General features: G+C 73.5%; 14 protein-coding genes and 2 pseudogenes. 9 read left to right on the forward strand and 7 right to left on the reverse strand.

What is annotated here, in order from left to right:
• The first annotated feature begins 174 nt into the window (after positions 1–174).
• Positions 175–1,575, forward strand: a pseudogene (gene xylB, locus QQK26_RS11610) (xylulokinase).
• A 134-nt stretch (positions 1,576–1,709) separates the two neighbouring features.
• On the opposite strand, the gene QQK26_RS11615 reads toward xylB, so the two are convergent.
• Both QQK26_RS11615 and QQK26_RS11620 read right to left on the reverse strand, forming a co-directional pair.
• Positions 1,710–2,705: a 4-hydroxythreonine-4-phosphate dehydrogenase PdxA gene (locus tag QQK26_RS11615; protein ID WP_284232909.1), complete on the reverse strand. Its 996-nt coding sequence runs from the start codon at positions 2,703–2,705 to the stop codon at positions 1,710–1,712.
• A 30-nt stretch (positions 2,706–2,735) separates the two neighbouring features.
• A complete protein-coding gene (locus QQK26_RS11620; protein ID WP_284232912.1) occupies positions 2,736–3,674 on the reverse strand; it encodes a sugar phosphate isomerase/epimerase family protein in 939 nt (312 codons plus the stop codon).
• Between the two features lie 175 nt (positions 3,675–3,849).
• On the opposite strand from QQK26_RS11620, the gene QQK26_RS11625 reads away from it, so the two are divergent.
• Both QQK26_RS11625 and QQK26_RS11630 read left to right on the forward strand, forming a co-directional pair.
• Positions 3,850–5,184, forward strand: coding sequence for an MFS transporter (locus QQK26_RS11625; RefSeq protein ID WP_284232914.1), 1,335 nt, complete (start codon positions 3,850–3,852; stop codon positions 5,182–5,184).
• Entirely contained in the window at positions 5,184–6,134 is a 951-nt protein-coding gene (locus tag QQK26_RS11630) for an amidohydrolase family protein (protein WP_284232918.1), read from the forward strand. The genes QQK26_RS11625 and QQK26_RS11630 overlap by 1 nt, the downstream gene beginning before the upstream one ends.
• Positions 6,135–6,259: 125 nt before the next feature.
• Here QQK26_RS11630 and QQK26_RS11635 read toward each other — a convergent pair whose 3' ends face one another.
• The 3 genes from QQK26_RS11635 to QQK26_RS11645 are packed head-to-tail and all read right to left on the reverse strand — an operon-like array spanning position 6,260 to position 8,607.
• Positions 6,260–6,964 carry a GntR family transcriptional regulator gene (locus QQK26_RS11635; protein ID WP_284232921.1) on the reverse strand — a complete coding sequence of 235 codons (705 nt, stop codon included), beginning with the start codon at positions 6,962–6,964 and terminating at the stop codon, positions 6,260–6,262.
• A gap of 21 nt (positions 6,965–6,985) precedes the next feature.
• Positions 6,986–7,744: an SGNH/GDSL hydrolase family protein gene (locus QQK26_RS11640; RefSeq protein WP_284234580.1), complete on the reverse strand. Its 759-nt coding sequence runs from the start codon at positions 7,742–7,744 to the stop codon at positions 6,986–6,988.
• Positions 7,745–7,746: 2 nt separating this feature from the next.
• Positions 7,747–8,607 carry an SMP-30/gluconolactonase/LRE family protein gene (locus QQK26_RS11645; protein ID WP_284232923.1) on the reverse strand — a complete coding sequence of 287 codons (861 nt, stop codon included), beginning with the start codon at positions 8,605–8,607 and terminating at the stop codon, positions 7,747–7,749.
• Between the two features lie 103 nt (positions 8,608–8,710).
• On the opposite strand from QQK26_RS11645, the gene QQK26_RS11650 reads away from it, so the two are divergent.
• Entirely contained in the window at positions 8,711–9,832 is a 1,122-nt protein-coding gene (locus QQK26_RS11650) for a Gfo/Idh/MocA family protein (protein WP_284232925.1), read from the forward strand.
• Between the two features lie 57 nt (positions 9,833–9,889).
• Positions 9,890–10,810: an alpha-E domain-containing protein gene (locus QQK26_RS11655; protein WP_284232927.1), complete on the forward strand. Its 921-nt coding sequence runs from the start codon at positions 9,890–9,892 to the stop codon at positions 10,808–10,810.
• 454 nt (positions 10,811–11,264) lie between these two features.
• Here QQK26_RS11655 and QQK26_RS11660 read toward each other — a convergent pair whose 3' ends face one another.
• A complete protein-coding gene (locus QQK26_RS11660) occupies positions 11,265–12,590 on the reverse strand; it encodes an MFS transporter (RefSeq protein WP_284232929.1) in 1,326 nt (441 codons plus the stop codon).
• Complete coding sequence (locus tag QQK26_RS11665; RefSeq protein ID WP_284232931.1) at positions 12,587–13,006, reverse strand: MarR family winged helix-turn-helix transcriptional regulator; 420 nt, start codon at positions 13,004–13,006, stop codon at positions 12,587–12,589. The genes QQK26_RS11660 and QQK26_RS11665 overlap by 4 nt, the downstream gene beginning before the upstream one ends.
• 481 nt (positions 13,007–13,487) lie before the next feature.
• Between QQK26_RS11665 and QQK26_RS11670 the strand changes: the two genes are divergently transcribed.
• The 4 genes and pseudogenes from QQK26_RS11670 to QQK26_RS11685 all read left to right on the forward strand — a co-directional run bounded on the left by QQK26_RS11670 (position 13,488) and on the right by QQK26_RS11685 (position 17,441).
• Positions 13,488–14,342, forward strand: coding sequence for an alpha/beta hydrolase (locus QQK26_RS11670; RefSeq protein ID WP_284232933.1), 855 nt, complete (start codon positions 13,488–13,490; stop codon positions 14,340–14,342).
• A gap of 23 nt (positions 14,343–14,365) precedes the next feature.
• Positions 14,366–15,415, forward strand: coding sequence for a lipoate-protein ligase LplAB (gene lplAB, locus QQK26_RS11675; protein ID WP_284232935.1), 1,050 nt, complete (start codon positions 14,366–14,368; stop codon positions 15,413–15,415).
• Between the two features lie 156 nt (positions 15,416–15,571).
• On the forward strand, positions 15,572–16,633 hold the full coding sequence (locus tag QQK26_RS11680) for a FecCD family ABC transporter permease (protein ID WP_284232937.1): 1,062 nt from the start codon (positions 15,572–15,574) through the stop codon (positions 16,631–16,633).
• Positions 16,630–17,441 (forward strand): annotated as a pseudogene (locus tag QQK26_RS11685) (heme ABC transporter ATP-binding protein). Before QQK26_RS11680 ends, QQK26_RS11685 begins: the two are co-directional and overlap by 4 nt.
• Positions 17,442–17,772: the final 331 nt, after the last annotated feature.

Below are 17,772 nucleotides of genomic sequence, written 5' to 3' on the forward strand. Positions count from 1 at the left end.
CCGTACGCGCGGGGCGAAGAACATCGCCGCGAAGTACGCGATGGCGAGCAGGCCGCCGCTGAACAGGCCGAGGATGACGGCGATGCTGCGAAGCCGCCGGGCGCAGCGGATGAACGGCCGACCCGCCGCGCGGGCGCCCGGACCGGCGGCCCTCCCGTACGCCAGACTGGACGGATGGCGACGACGCTGATCGCGGGGGTCGACTCATCGACCCAGAGCTGCAAGATCGTCGTGCGCGATCTCGCGACCGGGCGGCTCGTGCGCAGTGGGCGGGCGCCGCATCCCGAGGGCACCGAGGTCGACCCCGAGCGCTGGTGGGAGGCGCTGCTCGCGGCCGTCGACGACGCGGGAGGGCTGGACGACGTCGCGGCGATCTCCATCGGCGGCCAGCAGCACGGCCTCGTCGCGCTCGACGCCGAGGAGGGTGATCCGCGACGCGCTGCTCTGGAACGACAACCGATCCGCGTCCGCCGCCGCCGCGCTGGTCGACGAGTTCGGCGCCGCCGAGCTCGCGGCGCGCAGCGGCAGCGTGCCGCTCGGTTCCTTCACGATCACGAAGCTGCGCTGGCTGCGCGACGCCGAGCCCGAGCGCGCCGCCCGGGTCGCCGCCGTGGCGCTGCCGCACGACTGGCTCAGCTGGCGCCTGCGCGGCTTCGGCCCCGACGACCCCGACCTGAACGCGCTGGCGACCGACCGCTCCGACGCCTCCGGCACCGGCTACTGGTCGCCGGCCACCGGCGACTACGACCGCGAGCTGCTCGTCGCCGCGCTCGGCCACGACGCGATCCTGCCCCGCGTGCTGCGAGCGGACGAGCGGATGGGCGTCACCGCCGCATCGGGCCCCGTGCCCGCCGGCATCGTGGTCGGCGCGGGCGCGGGCGACAACGCCGCCGCGGCGCTCGGCCTGGATGCGCACGCGGGCGACGTGGTCGTCTCGCTCGGCACGAGCGGCACGATCTTCGCGGTCGCCGAGCATCCCACAGCGGATGCGAGCGGCATCGTCGCCGGCTTCGCGGACGCCGCCGGCCACCACCTGCCGCTGGTCTGCACGCTCAATGCCGCTCGGGTGCTCGACGGCGTCGCCGGGCTGCTCGGCGTCGACCACGACGAGCTGGGCGCGCTGGCGCTGCAGGCGGAGCCCGGCGCCGGCGGCCTGGTGCTGCAGCCGTACTTCGAGGGCGAGCGCACCCCGAACCTCCCGGGTGCGACCGCGACGCTCTTCGGCATGACCCTCGGGGCCACCACACGCCCGAACCTGGCGCGCGCCGCCATCGAGGGCATGCTCTGCGGGCTCGCGGACGGGCTCGACGCGATCCGCGCCACCGGCGCCCGCGCCGACCGGGTGCTGCTCATCGGCGGCGCCGCGCAGAACCCCGCGGTGCGCGCCGTCGCCGCGCAGCTCTTCGACGCGCCCGTCGAGGTGCCCGAGCCGGGGAGTACGTCGCCGCCGGCGCCGCCCAGCAGGCCGCCTGGGCGCTCACCGGCGAGCGGCAGGCGTGGCCGGTGCCGAGTGCGGCGACGCTGCCGGCGGATCCGCAGCCGCGCATCCGCTCGCAGTACGCCGCCCGCGCCTGACGAGAGCAGCTCGGCCGGGACGGGGTCCCGCTGCGTCCGCGTCCGCGCTCAGCGGGCGCCGCGGGACCCCGTCCCGGCACCCCGCACAACGACGAGGCCGCGCCGGGATGCATCCGGCGCGGCCTCGAGGGAGCTTAGCCGTTGCGGCGTCGAGCCCCCACGCCCGCCGCCGTGCGGAAGGCGTTCTCGTACGCGCCGAGCCCGGCCTTGCGCTCGCCGACGAGGTCGAAGGCGGTGCCGTGCGCCGGGGTGGTCGCCGGCACGCCGAGGCCGCCGGCCATGGTGACGCCGCGATCGAAGCCGAGCAGCTTGACCGCGATCTGGCCCTGGTCGTGGTACATCGTCAGGATGCCGTCGAACTTGCCGTCGCGGGCGTGCAGGAAGATCGTGTCGCTCGGGAACGGGCCCGCCACGTCGACGCCGCGCTTCGCGAGCTCCTCGACCGCGGGGGCGATGATGTCGATCTCCTCGCGGCCGAACTTGCCGCTCTCGCCCGCGTGCGGGTTGAGGGCGCAGACGCCGATGCGCGGGGCCTCGACACCTCGGCCCTTGAGCACCTCCTCGAGCAGCAGGCCGCGCTCGACGACCAGGTCGAAGGTGATGTTCTGCGAGACCTCGGCGAGCGAGACGTGCGAGGTGACGCGGGCGGTCACCAGCTCGGGCAGCACGTTGAGCTCGGTGGCGGTGCTGCCGTCGGCGAGCACGGTCTCGAACCAGTGCATCTCGTCGTTCTCGGTCATGCCGGCCAGGTGCAGCGAGCTCTTGTTGAGCGGCGCGAAGACGATCGCGTCGACCTCGCCGGCCTTGGCCAGCTCGAGCGCCTTGCGCAGGTTCGCCATGGCCCATGTGCCGCCGGCCTCGGTGGCCTTGCGGCGCTCGAAGGGCTGCTCCGGGCGGGCGGCGGCGTTGTCGACGAGCACGGGCACGCCCTCGCCGGGGGTGCGGCTCCAGGCGAACTCGACGCCGGCGTCCTGCTGGGCCTGCGCGAGCTCGGCCTCGTCGGAGATGAGGAAGATCTCGGCCAGCTCGTTGGAGGCAGGGTCAGCCAGCTGCCGGGCGACGAGCTCGCCGCCGATGCCGGCGGGGTCGCCGAGGGTGAGCGCGAGACGGGGCTTCAGTGCGGTGGTCATGCGGTTCTCCGGTTCCTTGCTTCGGTCGCTTCAGTCGATGAGGGTGCTCAGCACACCCCGGGTGTAGCGGGCGTTCTCGCCGCAGACGCCGATCGAGTCGCCGCCGTACTGCTCCATGGTGAACACGCCCGAGTACCCGACCTCGAGGGCGAGCTCGATCACCTGGCGGTAGTTGATGAGCCCGTCGCGCATGGTCGACGGCACCGAGGTGAGGAAGTTGCCCGCACCATCCTCGTCGCGCGTGTAGTTCTTGAGGTGCCAGTAGTTGGCGTGGGGCAGCGTCTTCGCGTACGCCTCGCGCCAGTCCTCCACCGGTCGCTGCAGGCGGATGAGGTTGCCCACGTCGGGATTCAGGCCCACGTGGTCCATGCCGATGGCCTCGACGAGGCGCATTGCGTTGTCGGCGTTGCCGAGGTACGTGTCCTCGTAGAGCTCGAGCGCCATCGTCAGGCCGCGGTCGGCCGCGTGCCGTGCGATCTCCCGCAGGCGGGCGACCGCCAGGTCCCAGGTCTCGCGGTCGTCGTTCGGGTCGACCGGTCCCTGGGCGGCCCAGAACCAGAGCGCGGCGCGCTGGCCGTCGGTGAACGGGCGGTGCAGGCCGGTGGAGTAGACGCCGGCGCCGAGCTCGGCGACCGCGTCGACGGAGGCATGGTGGTACGCCAGATTCGCCTCGCCGTCGACCGGGTCGATGACACTGGCGCGGGCGATGTGCACGGCCGGTACGGCGAGGCCCGCCGCCGCGACCGTCTCGAGCAGCTCGGTGCGGCGCTCGGCCGAGAGCAGCGCGGGCTTGATCCATCCGTCGGCGAGCTCCACGTGGCGGAAGCCCTCAGCCGTGAGGTGGCGGAACTGCTTCGCCCAGAACTCTGCCGGGGCGTCGGCTGCGGGGATGCCGTCGCGGGTCGCGGTGGGGAAGCCGTGGATGCAGGCCGCGATGGGCCAGTCGTCGGCGGTGAATGCATGCGCCATGGGCACTCCGTCGTGATCGTCAGCGTGGACGACGGCTTGACAACGCCGTCGATGGGTAGATCATATATGAAATAGGAGACGCGGTCGAGTGGGCTCCCCCATCCGCTCGCGCGTCGCCCGGCGAAGTCATCGTGGACCACGAGGGTCCGCACGCCGATCCTCCGGAAGGAACCCCGTGTCAACGTCGACCCCCACCCCGCAGGCGTCCGCCGGGAAGCGCGCGCCCCGAGCGCGCTCCTGGGTGCGCTTCCAGGTCTTCACCATCCTGTGGCTGCTCGTCCTGCTCAACTACATCGACCGCGCGACCCTCTCCGTGGCCCTCCCGTTCATCACGGAGGAGTTCCACATCGACCCGGTCATGCAGGGCGTCATCCTCGGCTCCTTCTTCTGGACCTACCTGCTCTTCCAGATCCCCGGCGGCTGGCTGCTCGACAAGTTCGGCCCGCGCAAGGTCGTCGGCTGGGCGGCGGTGCTCTGGGGCGGTGCGCAGTTCATGGGCGGTTTCGCCGGCAGCGGCGCCTTCCTGCTTGGCCAGCGCCTCGCGCTCGGCATCACCGAGGCGCCCATCTCGCCGGCCGGCGCCAAGCTCAACTCGGCTTGGCTGCCCGCCAAGGAGCGCGCTCGCGGTGCCACCTTCGTCGACGCGGCCGGCCCCTTCGGCTCCGCCGTCGGCGGCCTGCTCGTCACCTGGATCATCGCCGTCACCGGCGGCTGGCGCTGGGCCTTCTTCATCACCGGCCTCATCACGATCGTCGTGGCCGTGATCTACGTGCTGTTCCTGCGCGACACCCCTCGCCAGCACCCGCGCGTCAGTGCGAAGGAGCTCGAGCACATCGAGCAGCCCGACCCCTCCACGAGCGCCGTCGCGATCGTTAAGGACAAGCTGCCGAAGCTCGCCGACTACGCGCGCTCCCGCTCCTTCTGGGGCATGATGTTCGGCCGCCTCGGCTGGGCCACCGTGTGGTGGGGCATCATCTCCTGGACCCCGAGCTACCTCAACCAGGCGCTCGGCTTCGATCTCGCCAGCCTCGGCTGGGGCACCTTCCTGGTGTACGGATGCGGCGTGCTGGGCCAGCTGACCGCCGGCTTCACCGTCGACCGCCTCCGCGCCGGACGCGACCGCTACAACCTCGTGATGCGCTCGATCTTCGGCATCTCAGGCCTCGGCGCCGCGGTCGCGATCTTCACGATCCCCGGCCTCACTGACGGCTTCCAGGCGCTCGCCGCCCTCTCCGTCGCCGTGTTCTTCATCAACTTCGGCGGCCTGTACTGGGCCATCCCGGCCTGGCTCGCGCCCAAGCAGCAGGTCGGCACCGTCGGCGGCGTCATGAACATCGCCTCCTCCGGCGGCGGCTCGCTCGCCCCGATCGTCATGGGTTTCGCGATCGCGGCTTCGGGCGGCGGCTTCGGAGGGGCCTTCGTGTTCCTGGGCGTCTGCGCCCTGGTCTACCTGCTCGGCTCCATGCTCATCGACTTCAACAAGCCGATGGCGACGCGCAAGGACGCCTGATGCCCCGCTACGCCGGACCGATCGTCGACGCGCACCACCACTTCTGGGAGCCGTCGCTGGGGCGCAACCCCTGGCTGCTGCCGGGCGTCGACATCGGCTTCCGCTACGGGCCGTACGAGTCGATCAAGCGCGACTACCTGCCGCCCGACATGGCCCGCGACACCGAGGGCCTGCGGGTGGTCTCCACGGTGACGATGGAGACGGAGTGGGACCTGGACGACCCGGTCGGCGAGATGGACCACATCCGCTCGGTGCAGGAGCGCTTCGGACTGCCGGATGCTGCCGTCGGCCACGCCGTGCTCGACGACCCGGGCGTGGAGGCGGTGCTCGCCGCCTTCACCGAGCGGCGGATCGTGCGCGCGGTGCGGAACAAGCCGGGTCAGGCGGCCAGCGCATCCGTCGCATCCGCTCATCGCACGAAGCTCGACGACCCCGCCTGGCAGCGCGGTTACGCGATGCTCGAGCGGTACGGCCTCGACTTCGAGCTGCAGACCGCCTGGTGGCACCTCGACCGCGCCGAGGCGCTGGCGGAGCGCCACCCCGGCCTGCCCGTGACGATCAACCACACGGCGCTGCCCTCCGATCGCAGCGAGGAGGGGCTGAGCGGATGGGAGGCCGCCATCCGCTCGATCGCCCGGCTGGAGCACGTGCACCTGAAGGTGTCGGGCATCGGCCTGCAGGGCGTTCCCTGGACGGCCGGGAACAACCGCCGCATCGTCGAGACGGCGATCGAGGTGTTCGGTGTGGAACGGGTGATGTTCGCGAGCAACTTCCCGGTCGATGGGCTCGCGGGCGGCTACGCCGAGATCATGGGCGGGTTCCTCGAGATCACGGAGGGCTTCGCCGAGCACGAGCAGCATGCGATGTTCGCGGGCAACGCGGTGACGCGCTACCGGCTCGACCCCGGGGTGCTCGAGCGGCCGTCGCTCGCGGAGCGCTGGCCGGCCTGAGCGCGCGGGGCCGCTCGGGCCCGGGCGTCGTGGCGGACGACTCAGCACCGAAGCGACGACTCAGCGTCGACGCCGGTGCTGAGTCGTCGCTTCGGTGCTGAGACGCCGAGCGGATGCGGCGCTGGTCAGTCCGCCTCCGCGCGGGCGCGGCCGCGCACGTTCGTGATGTGCTCGCGCATCGCGGCCACGCCGGCGCCGGGCACGCCCGAGCCGACCGCGTCGAGGATGGCGCGGTGCTCGACCAGCGCGAACTCCACATCCGAGCGGCCGTTGCGCAGCGTCTGCCGCATGAGGTGCAGGTGGGTCGAGAGCGACACCGACATCTCGCTGACGAAGTGGTTGCGCGCGAACTCCCGCACGACGTCGTGGAAGCGCACGTCGGCGGCGAAGTACGCCTGCACCACCGCCACCGGCATCGTGTCCTCGACCTCGAGCAGCTGCTGCGCGGCCAGCTCGTGCGCGGCGTGCGCCTCGAGCAGCGCGGCGTGCAGGCCCTCGGGGGCCCGCTCGGCCAGTTCCATCGCGCCGGCCTCGAGGATGAGGCGGGCGTCGAAGAGCTCGTTGATCTGCTCGATCGAGAGCGGCTGGGCCACGCGGTAGCCCTTGCTGAGCTCGCGGGTGATGAGCCCGGTGCGCTCCAGCAGCGCCAGCGCCTCGCGCACCGGCGTCGGCGAGACCTCCAGGTCGGAGGCGATGCGGTCGATGCCGAGGCGGGCACCGGGCGGCAGCGCGCCGCTCAGCAGCAGCTCGAGCACGCGGTCGTAGACGTCGTCGCGCAGGCCGCGCCGCACGGGTGCGGGCGACGAGGCGAACAGCGATTCGACGGACACGGGATGCAGAGTACCCGAGCGTCAGGCCCCGCCGCCGGGCGTCACGGCCACCCAGTCGCCGAACTTCGGCAGGCGCCCGTCGCCGGAGGAGCGGCCGGTGAGCCGGCGCTGCAGCCAGGGGCCCACGTGCTCGCGGTAGTAGGCGGCGCCGCGCTGGCGCATCCGCTCGCCCGTCACCGGCAGCGACCACCAGTCGGCGGGGGCCTCGTGGCCGAGCGACTGCAGCACCCGGGCCGCGACCCGGTGGTGCCCGCGGGCGTTCATGTGCAGGCGGTCGGGCGCCCAGAAGTCGCCCGTGGCGAGCTCGCGGTCGGGCCAGTTGAGGGCGGTGATCACGTCGTCGCGGCTCGCGATGCGCGCCTCGACCTCCGCCGACAGCTCGTCGCCGCGGCGCTGCACGAGCCCACCGAGCGGCAGCCCGGCGGTCGGGTTCGCGCCGGAGAGCAGGATCAGCTGCACGCCCTGCTCGTCGCAGCGTCGCAGCACGCGCTCGAAGGCGTCGACGATGGAGGGGATGGCGGTGCGCGGGCGCAACATGTCGTTGCCGCCGCCGTTGAACGAGAGGTGCGTCGGGTTCAGCGCGAGCGCCGGCTCGAGCTGCTCGTCGATGATCGGCTGCACGAGCCTTCCGCGGATCGCCAGGTTGGCGTACTCGATCGGCTCGCCCAGCGCATCCGCCCAACCCTGCGCGGCCAGGTCGGCCCAGCCGCGCACGATGCCGTCGGGCAGCTCGTCGCCCACGCCCTCGGTGAAGGAGTCGCCGATCGCCACGTAGCGGATGCTCACGGCCGCGGCGCCGCCGTGGTCGTGGTGCGCAGGCGGTAGAGGCTGCTGTCGCTCGTGGTGAAGAGCTCGGTGCCGTCGTCGCCGCCGAAGCAGAGGTTGCTGGTCGTCTCGGGCATGTCGATCTGCTGCAGCAGCTCGCCCTCGGGCGTGTAGACCTGGATCGCGGGGCCGCTCGTGGTCCAGATGCGTCCCTCGACGTCGACGCGGATGCCGTCGGTCGTGCCGGTGGCGGTGGCGAAGCGGCGCGTGGTGCCGGCGGCGATGTCGAGCACGAAGACACCGAACGCCGAGGAGGGGTCGCTGTCGGTCACGTAGAGCAGCGACTCGTCGGGCGAGAAGGCGAGGCCGTTCGGATGCGCCAGCTCCGTGATCACGGGCGTCGCCTCGCCGGTGGCCGGGTCGAGGCGGAACACGAAGCATCCGCCGTACTCCTGCTCGCCTGGGTAGCCCTCCCGGCCGCTCGCCTGGATGCCGTAGGGCGGGTCGGTGAACCAGACCGCGCCGTCGGAGGCGACGACGACGTCGTTGGGGGAGTTGTAGCGGCCGCCCGACCAGGCCTCGGTGAGCACGCGGACGACGCCCGTCGCGTCCTCCGACTCGACCGCGCGGCGGCCGTGGCTGGCCTGCACGACGCGTCCGTCGAGTCCGAGCGTGCGGCCGTTGGTGAACTCGACCCCGTCGCGGTGCACGCGCGTCTCGCCGGTGACCGCATCCCACGCCATGATGCGGTTGTTCGGGATGTCGCTGAAGCGCACGACGCGCTCCTCCGGCAGCCAGAGCGGGCCCTCCGTCCACTCGGCGCCCGTCCAGAGCAGCTCGGGGGTCGCGTCGGTCAGGAGGTCTGTCGTCGTCGGCATGCTGCAACGCTACTGGTCGTCGACGAAACCTCCACCTGGAGGATTCGCGTGCTAGCGTGCTGCTGCATCGCCGCACGGCGGCTTTCGACGGAGAGGGACGGCCATGAGCGGCACCACGGGCATCGGCATCATCGGCGCGGGGATGATCAGCGAGCAGTACCTGACGAACCTCACCGTCTATCCCGACGTCACCGTGCACGTCGTCGGCGACCTCGACGTCGACCGCGCGACGGCGCAGGCCGAGAAGTGGGGCGTCGCGCAGGGCGGCGACGTCGACGCGGTGCTCGGCCACCCCGACGTGGACATCGTCATCAACCTCACGATCCCCGCCGCGCACGAGCAGGTCTCCGTCGCCGCGCTGCAGGCCGGCAAGCACGTCTGGACCGAGAAGCCGCTCGCCGTCGACCGAGCGGCCGGCCGCCGCATCCTCGACGCCGCCGAGGCGGCAGGACGCCGGGTCGGATGCGCCCCCGACACCGTGCTCGGCCCAGGCTTCCAGACGGCCAAGCGCGCCATCGCGGAGGGTCTCATCGGCACGCCCTACGCGGCCGCGACCGGCTTCCAGTGGCAGGGGCCGGACGTCATCCACCCCAACCCCGACTTCCTCTTCGCCCGCGGCGGCGGGCCCCTGTTCGACATGGGCCCGTACTACTTCGCCGGCCTGGTGCACCTCTTCGGCTCCGTCTCCGGGGTGGCGGCGCTCGGCGGCCGCGCGGCGACCGAGCGCAGCGTGCAGGTCGGGCCGCGCGCGGGCGAGGCCTTCCCGGTCGAGGTGCCGACGCACCTCTCCGTGCTCACCGAGTTCGCCGCGGGCCAGCAGGCGCAGAGCCTGCTGAGCTTCGACACCGCGATATTCCGGCACGGCGTCTTCGAGGTGCACGGCACCGAGGGCACGCTCGTGCTGCCCGACCCCAACTACTTCACCGGGGCGATCCAGCTCTACCGGCCCGCCGCGGACCGCGCGGGCATCGCCGCGCAGCAGCCCGAGCTCGTGCCGGTCGTCGGTGCCGAGACCGGTCGCGGCCTCGGCGCGCTCGACATGGCGCGCGCCATCGCCGAGGGCCGCGAGCACCTCGCCACGGGTGAGCTCGGGTACCACGTGCTCGATGTGCTCGAGAGCGTCGCCGAGGCCGTCGAGGCGCGGGCCTTCATCGACGTCGCCAGCCGCGTCGAGACCCCGGCCGCGGTCGCCGCGGACTTCGACCCGTTCGCGCGCACGCTGTAACCGCCTCGGCGCGGGCGCGAAACATCCGGGCAACACCCGCTCCGTAGCCTCGGCTGCATGGGCCGGTACGACGAGGGCGGCGACTCCGCCGCCACCACCGTCGGGATCCCGGCCGGCGCCCTCGTCGACCTCTTCGCGATCGGCCGCTGCGTCGAGCGCGCCGACGCGACCGCGCGGGTGCTCGACGCGCACCTGCAGCGGATGGTCGACGACCCGTGGCTCGACGAGCACGCGGCCTGCACGGCGGCGCTCGACGCCCTCGGGATCGCCGCCCCGCCCGGCGTCGAGCTCGCGCGCGGCGACCTGATGACCCTGCTGGCCGTGGGTCGCGCCGAGCCGCGCTCCATCGCCTTCGCCGTCGGGACCGCCCGGGAGCACGCCCGGCACGCGCGCGACAGCGTGCCCGCCGAGCTCTGGGAGTGCCTCAACACCACCCGCGCCCGCATGCCGCGCAAGGTCGCCGCCGAACGGGCGCACGAGTTCCTGGCCTGGGTGCGCGAGCGCGCGGCGCTCGCCGTGGGCACCGTCGAGGGCGGGGCCAGCCGGGACGGCTCCTGGAGCGCCTTCACGCTGGGGCGCTCGATCGAGCGCGCCGAGCGCACGGCGGGGCTGCTCGCCGCGCGGCAGCGGGTGGAGCCGTGGTCCACGGTGCTGCGCTCCTGCGGCGCCTCCGAGGCCGCCCTGCGCACCATCGGCCACGCGCCGACCGCGCAGCGCGCCGCCGCGCTGCTGCTCGCCGAGCCGACCTTCCCGCGCTCGGTGCTCTTCGCCCTGCGCCGCGCGGAGCAGTGCCTGGCCGACCTCGGCCCCCTCGGCGACGACGGCCTGGCCCGAGAGGCGCTCGACCGCGCGCGCTTCGCGGTCGAGCTCGGGGCCGGCCCCGCCGGCGATCTGACCGAGCGGATGCGCGTCGTGCGCGACGCCGCCGACACGGTCGCCGACGCCGTGCAAGGGCTGCGGCAGCCGACGTCGGTCTGAGCCGCGCCCGGCGGGCGCTCGGAGCGCTCCGCCGCGCGCGGCTCGGCGTTGCGCGCGGCAGGTCCGCGCGCGGCTGTCGCTGCGCGCGGCAGGGCCCCGCGCGGCTCGGCGTTGCGCGGCAGCTCCTCGCGCACGGCTACCGCTGTGCGCGGCTTGTCAGTGCCGTGGCGACAAGTCGGTGCCTTCCGCGCTGCTGCCTTGTCGTCCCGGTGCTGAGTCGCGGGGTGGAGGCGCGCGTGCGGGTGTGCCGCGCATCCGCTGTCGCCGAGCGCGGCTTGTCAGTGCCGTGGCGACAAGTCGGGGCGTTCCGCGCTGCTGACTTGTCGTCTCGGTGCTGAGTCGCGGGGTCGAGTCGGCTGAGTCGCGGGGTCGGGTCGGCCAAGTCGCGGGACGGGGCCAGCCGAGTCGCGGGGCCGGACGAACCGACCCGCGCCCCGCGCATCCGCTGGTCCGCTCAGCCGCGGGTGGCGGCCTGCTCGACCACGTCGATCTCGCTGGTGGCGACGTCGCGGGCATCCGCGGGCTCGTGGCTGCGCACGGTGAGCCGCCAGCGGGTCGCGGGGTCGTAGCCGAGCCACCAGCCCTCGCCGCGCCAGAGCCAGGCCAGGCCCACGGCGGCACCGAGCAGCGCCGCCGTGCCGCCGACGAGCATCGCGGACCGCGGCCCGAGCCAGTCGGCGACGAGGCCGATGAGGGGCGCGCCGATCGGCGTCGCGCCCATGAGGATCGTCATGTAGATCGCCATCACGCGGCCGCGCAGGCTCGGCGGCGTGGTCGTCTGCACGTAGGTGTTGGCGGTGGTGAGCAGGGTGAGGGTGAAGAAGCCGACGGGCACGAGCGCCGCGGCGTAGCTCCAGAAGGTGGGCATGGCGCTCGCCAGGGCCACCGAGCCCCCGAGGGCTGCGGCCGCGCCGAGCACCGTGCGCAGCCGCGCGCGGTCGCGCCGGGCCGCGAGCAGCGCGCCGGTGAGCGAGCCGACCGCCACGATCGAGGACAGCAGGCCAAACTCGCTCGCGCCGTGGCCGAAGACCTCGGCGGCCATGGTCGAGGTGAAGATGGGGAAGTTCATCGTGAAGGCGCCGACCAGCGCGACCACGACCATGATCGCCAGCACGTCGCGGCGCGAGCCGAGGTAGCCGAAGCCCGCCCGCAGCTGGCCCTTGCCGCGGGGCGCCTTCTCGGTCGGATGCAGCTCGCCGACCCGCAGCGCCCAGAGCGCCCCGAGCACCGCGATGAACGAGACGCCGTTGATGAGGAACACCCATCCGGCGCCGATGACCGCCGTGAGCACGCCCGCCACCGCGGGGCCGATGAGGCGCGCGCCGTTGAAGGAGGCGGAGTTCAGCGCCACCGCGTTGGGCAGGTCGCGGGTGCTGACGAGCTCCGAGACGAAGGTCTGCCGCGCCGGGGCGTCGAGCGCCGTGACGGTGCCGAGCGCGAGGGCGAAGGCGTAGACCATCCAGAGCTGGGCGGTGCCGGTGAGCACGAGGGCGCCGAGCGCCAGGCCGAGCACGCCCTGCAGCGCCTGCGTGATGGCGAGCACGCGGCGGCCCGCGTACCGGTCGACGAGCACGCCGGCGAAGGGTCCGAGCAGCAGCGCCGGCCCGAACTGCAGCGCCATGGTGATGCCGACCGCGGTGGCGTCGTGGTCGGTCAGCTCGGTGAGCACGATCCAATCCTGGGCGGTGCGCTGCATCCACGCGCCGATGTTGCTGATCAGCGCGCCCGCGAACCAGAGCCGGTAGTTGACCCCGCGCAACGACCGGAACATCGCGCTCACGCGTCGGCCAGACGGCGCAGGACCGGCAGCACCTCCTCCAGCGCATCGCGCTCGGCGGGCTCGAGCTCGGCCAGCCGATCGTGGAACCAGGCCGAGCGCAGCCGCTTCGTCTCGGCGATGAGCGCCTCGCCCTCCGCGGTGATCGAGACGATCACCTTGCGGGCGTCGTCGGGGGAGGGGTCGCGGCGCGCACGGCCGGCATCGGCGAGGGCGTTGAGGGTGCGGTTCATCGAGGGCGGGCTCACCCGCTCGCGCACTGCGAGCTCACCGGGGGTCGTGGGCCCCTCGCGGTGCAGCCAGCCGAGCACCCCGAGGTGGCTGTCGCTGACGTTCGCACCCCGCTCGACCCTGATGCGCCGGGAGACCCGCTGGAGGAGGATGCGCAGCTGCTCTTCCTGCTCCGCGTCCATGCCCATGATCGTTAGCGTAGCTCATTAACCGCGCTCATGGTCCGGGCGGATGCAGGGTCGCGCCGTGCCGCGTCCGCCGCGCCGGCGCTCCGCCCGCGCCCTGCCTCCGCCCGCGCTCCGCCCGCGCCCTGCCTCCGCCCGCGCTCCGCCCGCGCCCCTGCCTCCGCCCGCGCTGCGCCCGCTCTGCGGCCGCGCTGCGGCATCCCCTCGCAAAGCAGTACACGGACGACAGTGCAGTACGGCGAGGGGTACCGCCTTGTCGCTCGGATACTGCGCCGCGACGGGCGGACGCACAGACGGATGGATGGACCGACTGACCGACCGCCGAGTCGCGACCGTCCGCATCCGCCGGCCGAACCTCTCGGCCCCGGCCTGCCCGCCCGCCGCACCCCGGCCTGCCCGCCCGCCGCACCCCTGCCCGCCCGCCGCACCTCGGCCCGCCCGCCGCACCCCGGGCCGGCTGCTTGCCGCACCTACGATGAACCACATGATCCGCGAGGACGCGACCTTCCGCGACGGCCACGGCGTGACCATCCACTACTCGCGCTGGGTGCCGGCGCATCCGCGGCTGGTCGTGCAGATCGCCCACGGCGTCGGCGAGCACGGGCTGCGGTACAGCGCGCTCGCCGAGCGCCTCGCCGCCGGTGGCGCGGCCGTCTACGTGGACGACCACCGCGGGCACGGGCGCACCGGGCTCGAGCAGCACGCCGGCGACCACGCACTGCTCGGCCGCCTCGGACCGGGCGGTCAGCGGGCGGCGACCGAGGGCATCCGCGCGTTCACGGTGGTGGCGAAGGCCGCGCATCCGGGCCTGCCGGTCGTGCTGCTGGGGCACAGCTGGGGCTCGCTGATGGCGCAGATCCTCCTCGACCGGCACGCCGCGGACTACTGCGGCGCGATCCTGACCGGCAGCGCCTACCGCATGCCGGGATGGATGAACGGCGGCGACCTCAACAGGCCCTTCCGCGGCGGTCCCACCGGCTACGAATGGCTGAACCGGGACCCGGATGCGGTGCAGCGCTTCGTCGACGACCCGCTGACCTTCGAGGCGGCGATCCCGAAGCTGTTCGGCATCCGGGACGCCCTGCGCCTGCTCGGACGCCCCTCGCGCGACTGGACCGCCGACCTGCCGATGCTGCTGCAGGTCGGCGGCGACGACTCGCTCGGCGGCGGTCGCAGCGTGGAGCGCCTCGCCCGCGCCTACCGCGAGCGCTCCGGTCTGAGCGACGTCGAGGTGCACGTCTACCCCGGGGCGCGGCACGAGCTCTTCCACGAGCGGAACCGCGACGAGGTGGTCGGCGACCTGCTCGCGTGGCTCGAGCGGCGCTGGCCCGTCGGCTGACCGCTCCGGCCTAGGCTGGCCGCATGCACGGTGAGTACAAGGTGCCCGGAGGCAAGCTGGTCGTCGTCGACCTCGACGTGGAGGCCGGGCGCATCGCGAACTTCCGGCTCGCGGGGGACTTCTTCCTCGAGCCCGACGACGCGCTCGAGGCCATCGACCGCGCGGTCAACGGCCTGCCGGCCGAGTCCGACTCCGCGACCATCGCCGCGGCGATCAAGGCCGCGCTGCCGGAGGGCGCCGTGCTGCTGGGCTTCAGCCCGGAGGCCGTGGCCGTCGCCATCCGCCGCTCCCTCAACCGGGCGACGACCTGGCGCGATTACGAGTGGCAGCTCATCCGCGAGCCCGCCGTGAGTCCGGCCATGCACCTCGCCCTCGACCAGGTGCTCACCGAGGAGGTCGGGGCGGGTCGCCGCCAGCCGACGCTGCGCATCTGGGAGTGGGACCGCTCCGCGGTGGTCATCGGCAGCTTCCAGAGCCTGCGCAACGAGGTCGACCTCGACAACGCGGCGAAGTACGGAGCGGATGTGGTGCGCCGCATCACCGGCGGCGGCGCCATGTTCATGGAGCGCGGCACCGCGATCACCTACTCGATCTACGCACCGGGCGACCTCGTGCAGGGCATGAGCTTCCAGGACTCGTACGCCTTCCTCGACGAGTGGGCGATCATCGCGCTGCGCTCGCTCGGCATCGACGCCTACTACCAGCCGCTCAACGACATCGCCTCGACCAAGGGCAAGATCGGCGGCGCCGCGCAGAAGCGCCTCGGCAACGGCGCCGTGCTGCACCACGTCACCATGAGCTACGACATGGACGGCCAGCGCATGACCGAGGTGCTGCGCATCGGCCGGGAGAAGATGAGCGACAAGGGCACCACGAGCGCCGCCAAGCGCGTCGACCCGCTCAAGAGCCAGACGGGCATGGAGCGCGAGGCGATCCTCGACACCATGATCGGCACCTTCCGCGGACTCCACGGCCTGGTCGACGGCGCCGTCACCGAGGACGAGCGGATGCGGGCGGAGCAGCTGGCGGTCTCGAAGTTCGGTGATCGGGAATGGCTGGCGCGGGTGCCCTGACGGCTGCTGATCGAGCACAGCCGGTAGGCCGTCCCGCACCTCGAGGCCGGGTTCGCGGTGCTCCGCTTCGTGAGCGTTCGGCCGCGACGAGGTGAGGCGAGGCTAAGCTCAGAAGGTCCGCCGCGTCCGCGGCCCGCTCACCCCGAGGCACCTCCCATGTCGATCCCCGCGCCCGCCCGGGCCCGCCGCGGCCGCGCCGGCCTGCTCGCCGCCGCACTGCTGGTCGCCCTCGTGGTCGCCGCCCTCGTCTCCGCGGGCACGGGCCAGCTCAGCGCGAGCCCGGTCGACGTGCTGGCGACCCTGCTGAAGCAGGTCGGCATCGACATCGGGGTCGCCCCTCAGGGGCCTAACGTCGAGGCGGCGCTCACCACCATCCGCTTCCCCCGCGTCATCATGGCCGTGCTGATCGGCGCCGCGCTCGCCGTCGCCGGCCTGCTCATGCAGGCGATCTTCGGCAATCCGCTCGCCGAGCCCGGCGTCGTCGGCGTCTCGAGCGGTGCGGCCGTCGGCGCCTGCTCGGCGATCGTCTTCAACCTCACCTTCTTCGGCGCGTGGACGGTGCCGGTGCTCGCCTTCGGCGCGGGCCTGGCCGTCACCCTGCTCGTCTACGCGCTCAGCCGCGCGGGCGGGCGCACCGAGGTGGTCACGCTGCTGCTCACCGGCATCGCCCTCAACGCGTTCTGCGGGGCGCTGCTCGCCCTGCTCACCTTCCTCGGCGACACCGCCGCGCGCGAGCAGATCGTGTTCTGGCAGCTCGGCAGCCTCAACGGATCGCTGCAGCAGCAGGTGCTCATCGTGCTGCCCTTCGTCGCCGTCGGGGTGCTCGGCGCCGCCTTCCTCTCGCGACGCCTCGACCTGCTGACGCTCGGCGAGAAGAACGCCCGGCACCTCGGCGTGAACGTCGAGGCGCTGCGGGTGGCCGCCATCGTGCTCACCGCGCTGCTCGTCGGCGCGGCCGTCGCCTTCGCGGGCATCATCGCCTTCGTCGGCCTGGTGATCCCGCACCTCATGCGCATGGTGCTCGGTCCGGCCCACCGGCCGCTGCTGATCACCAGCGTGCTCGGCGGCGCTCTGCTGCTGACCCTCGCCGACCTCATCGCCCGCACCGCGGTGCCCTTCGCCGACCTGCCCATCGGCATGCTCACCTCGCTGGTCGGCGGGCCGTTCTTCTTCTGGCTGCTGCGACGCAGCCGCAAGCGGTCGGGAGGATGGGGATGAACCGCCGCCTGCTCGTGCCCGATCCGATCGCGGTCGGCTCGGTCGCCGTCAGCGCCCGCGGCATCGGCGTCGAGATCGAGGGCAAGCGGATTCTCGAGGACGTCGATCTGGACGTCGCCGCCGGCGAGGTGCTCGCCCTCATCGGGCCGAACGGCGCCGGCAAGTCGACTCTGCTCGGCGTGCTCAGCGGAGACGCGGCGGCGTCCAGCGGCACGGTCGAGATCGCCGGCACCCCGCTCGGCGACTGGCACCTGCAGGTGCTCGCCCGGCAGCGCGCGGTGCTCGCGCAGTCCAACGCCGTCGCCTTCCCGTTCAGCGTGCTCGAGATCGTCGAGATGGGCCGCGCCCCGTGGCGGCGCACCCCCTCGAGGACGAGGACGAGCAGGCCGTCGCCGACGCCATGGCGCGCACCGAGGTGACGCGCTTCGCCGAGCGGGCCTATCCGTCCCTCTCCGGCGGCGAGCGGGCCCGCGCCTCGCTGGCCCGGGTGCTCGCGCAGTGCACCGGCATCGTCATGCTCGACGAGCCGACTGCGGCGCTCGACCTCAAGCACCAGGAGGCTGTGCTGCGCATCGCCCGCGAGCGCGCCGCCGCCGGCGACGCCGTGGTGGTCGTGCTGCACGACCTCAACCTCGCCGCCGCCTACGCCGACCGCGTCGCGCTGCTCGCCGGCGGCCGGCTGCACTCCGTCGGAGCACCCGGGCGGGTGCTCACCGCCGAGACGATCGGCGAGGTGTACCAGCACCCCGTCGAGATCGTGCGGCACCCGCGCACCGGGCGCGCGATCGTCGTGCCCCTGCGCGACTGAGCGGACACCGCCGCCCGGCATGAGCGCGCGGCCTCGTCGGGACGGGGCGCTCGCCGTGGTCGCCCGTCCTGCGCTGCGGGCTCGTCCTTCAGCACGGGCCTTCCGGGACGGGGCGCGACTCGCGGCCCCCGTCTGGCGGTGCGGGCGACCGGGCCGGGATGTCAGGCACCCCGGCCCGGGACTGCGGCCTCGCGAGGGGTCGACCACATGGTCCGCGCCCTGCGCGGGGATCAAGGCCGCCGCCTCGGGGCCACGCTAGCGCAGAAGAGCAAGAAGCGGAATGTTTTTACCAGTTCGGGCCGAGCGGCATCCAACGCTCGCGCGCCGGGGT

The sequence above is a fragment of the Arenivirga flava genome (assembly GCF_030161575.1).
Taxonomy (GTDB): Bacteria; Actinomycetota; Actinomycetes; order Actinomycetales; family Microbacteriaceae; genus Arenivirga; species Arenivirga flava.

Excerpts from the sequence above, each read along its gene's own strand:
- QQK26_RS11620 (WP_284232912.1), bottom strand. The coding sequence starts at position 3,674 with ATGGCGCATGCATTCACCGCCGACGACTGGCCCATCGCGGCCTGCATC.
- QQK26_RS11645 (WP_284232923.1), bottom strand. The coding sequence starts at position 8,607 with ATGCCGACGACGACAGACCTCCTGACCGACGCGACCCCCGAGCTGCTC.
- QQK26_RS11650 (WP_284232925.1), top strand. The coding sequence starts at position 8,711 with ATGAGCGGCACCACGGGCATCGGCATCATCGGCGCGGGGATGATCAGC.
- QQK26_RS11615 (WP_284232909.1), bottom strand. The coding sequence starts at position 2,705 with ATGACCACCGCACTGAAGCCCCGTCTCGCGCTCACCCTCGGCGACCCC.
- QQK26_RS11665 (WP_284232931.1), bottom strand. The coding sequence starts at position 13,006 with ATGGGCATGGACGCGGAGCAGGAAGAGCAGCTGCGCATCCTCCTCCAG.
- QQK26_RS11655 (WP_284232927.1), top strand. The coding sequence starts at position 9,890 with ATGGGCCGGTACGACGAGGGCGGCGACTCCGCCGCCACCACCGTCGGG.
- QQK26_RS11630 (WP_284232918.1), top strand. The coding sequence starts at position 5,184 with ATGCCCCGCTACGCCGGACCGATCGTCGACGCGCACCACCACTTCTGG.
- QQK26_RS11670 (WP_284232933.1), top strand. The coding sequence starts at position 13,488 with ATGATCCGCGAGGACGCGACCTTCCGCGACGGCCACGGCGTGACCATC.
- QQK26_RS11680 (WP_284232937.1), top strand. The coding sequence starts at position 15,572 with ATGTCGATCCCCGCGCCCGCCCGGGCCCGCCGCGGCCGCGCCGGCCTG.
- lplAB (WP_284232935.1), top strand. The coding sequence starts at position 14,366 with ATGCACGGTGAGTACAAGGTGCCCGGAGGCAAGCTGGTCGTCGTCGAC.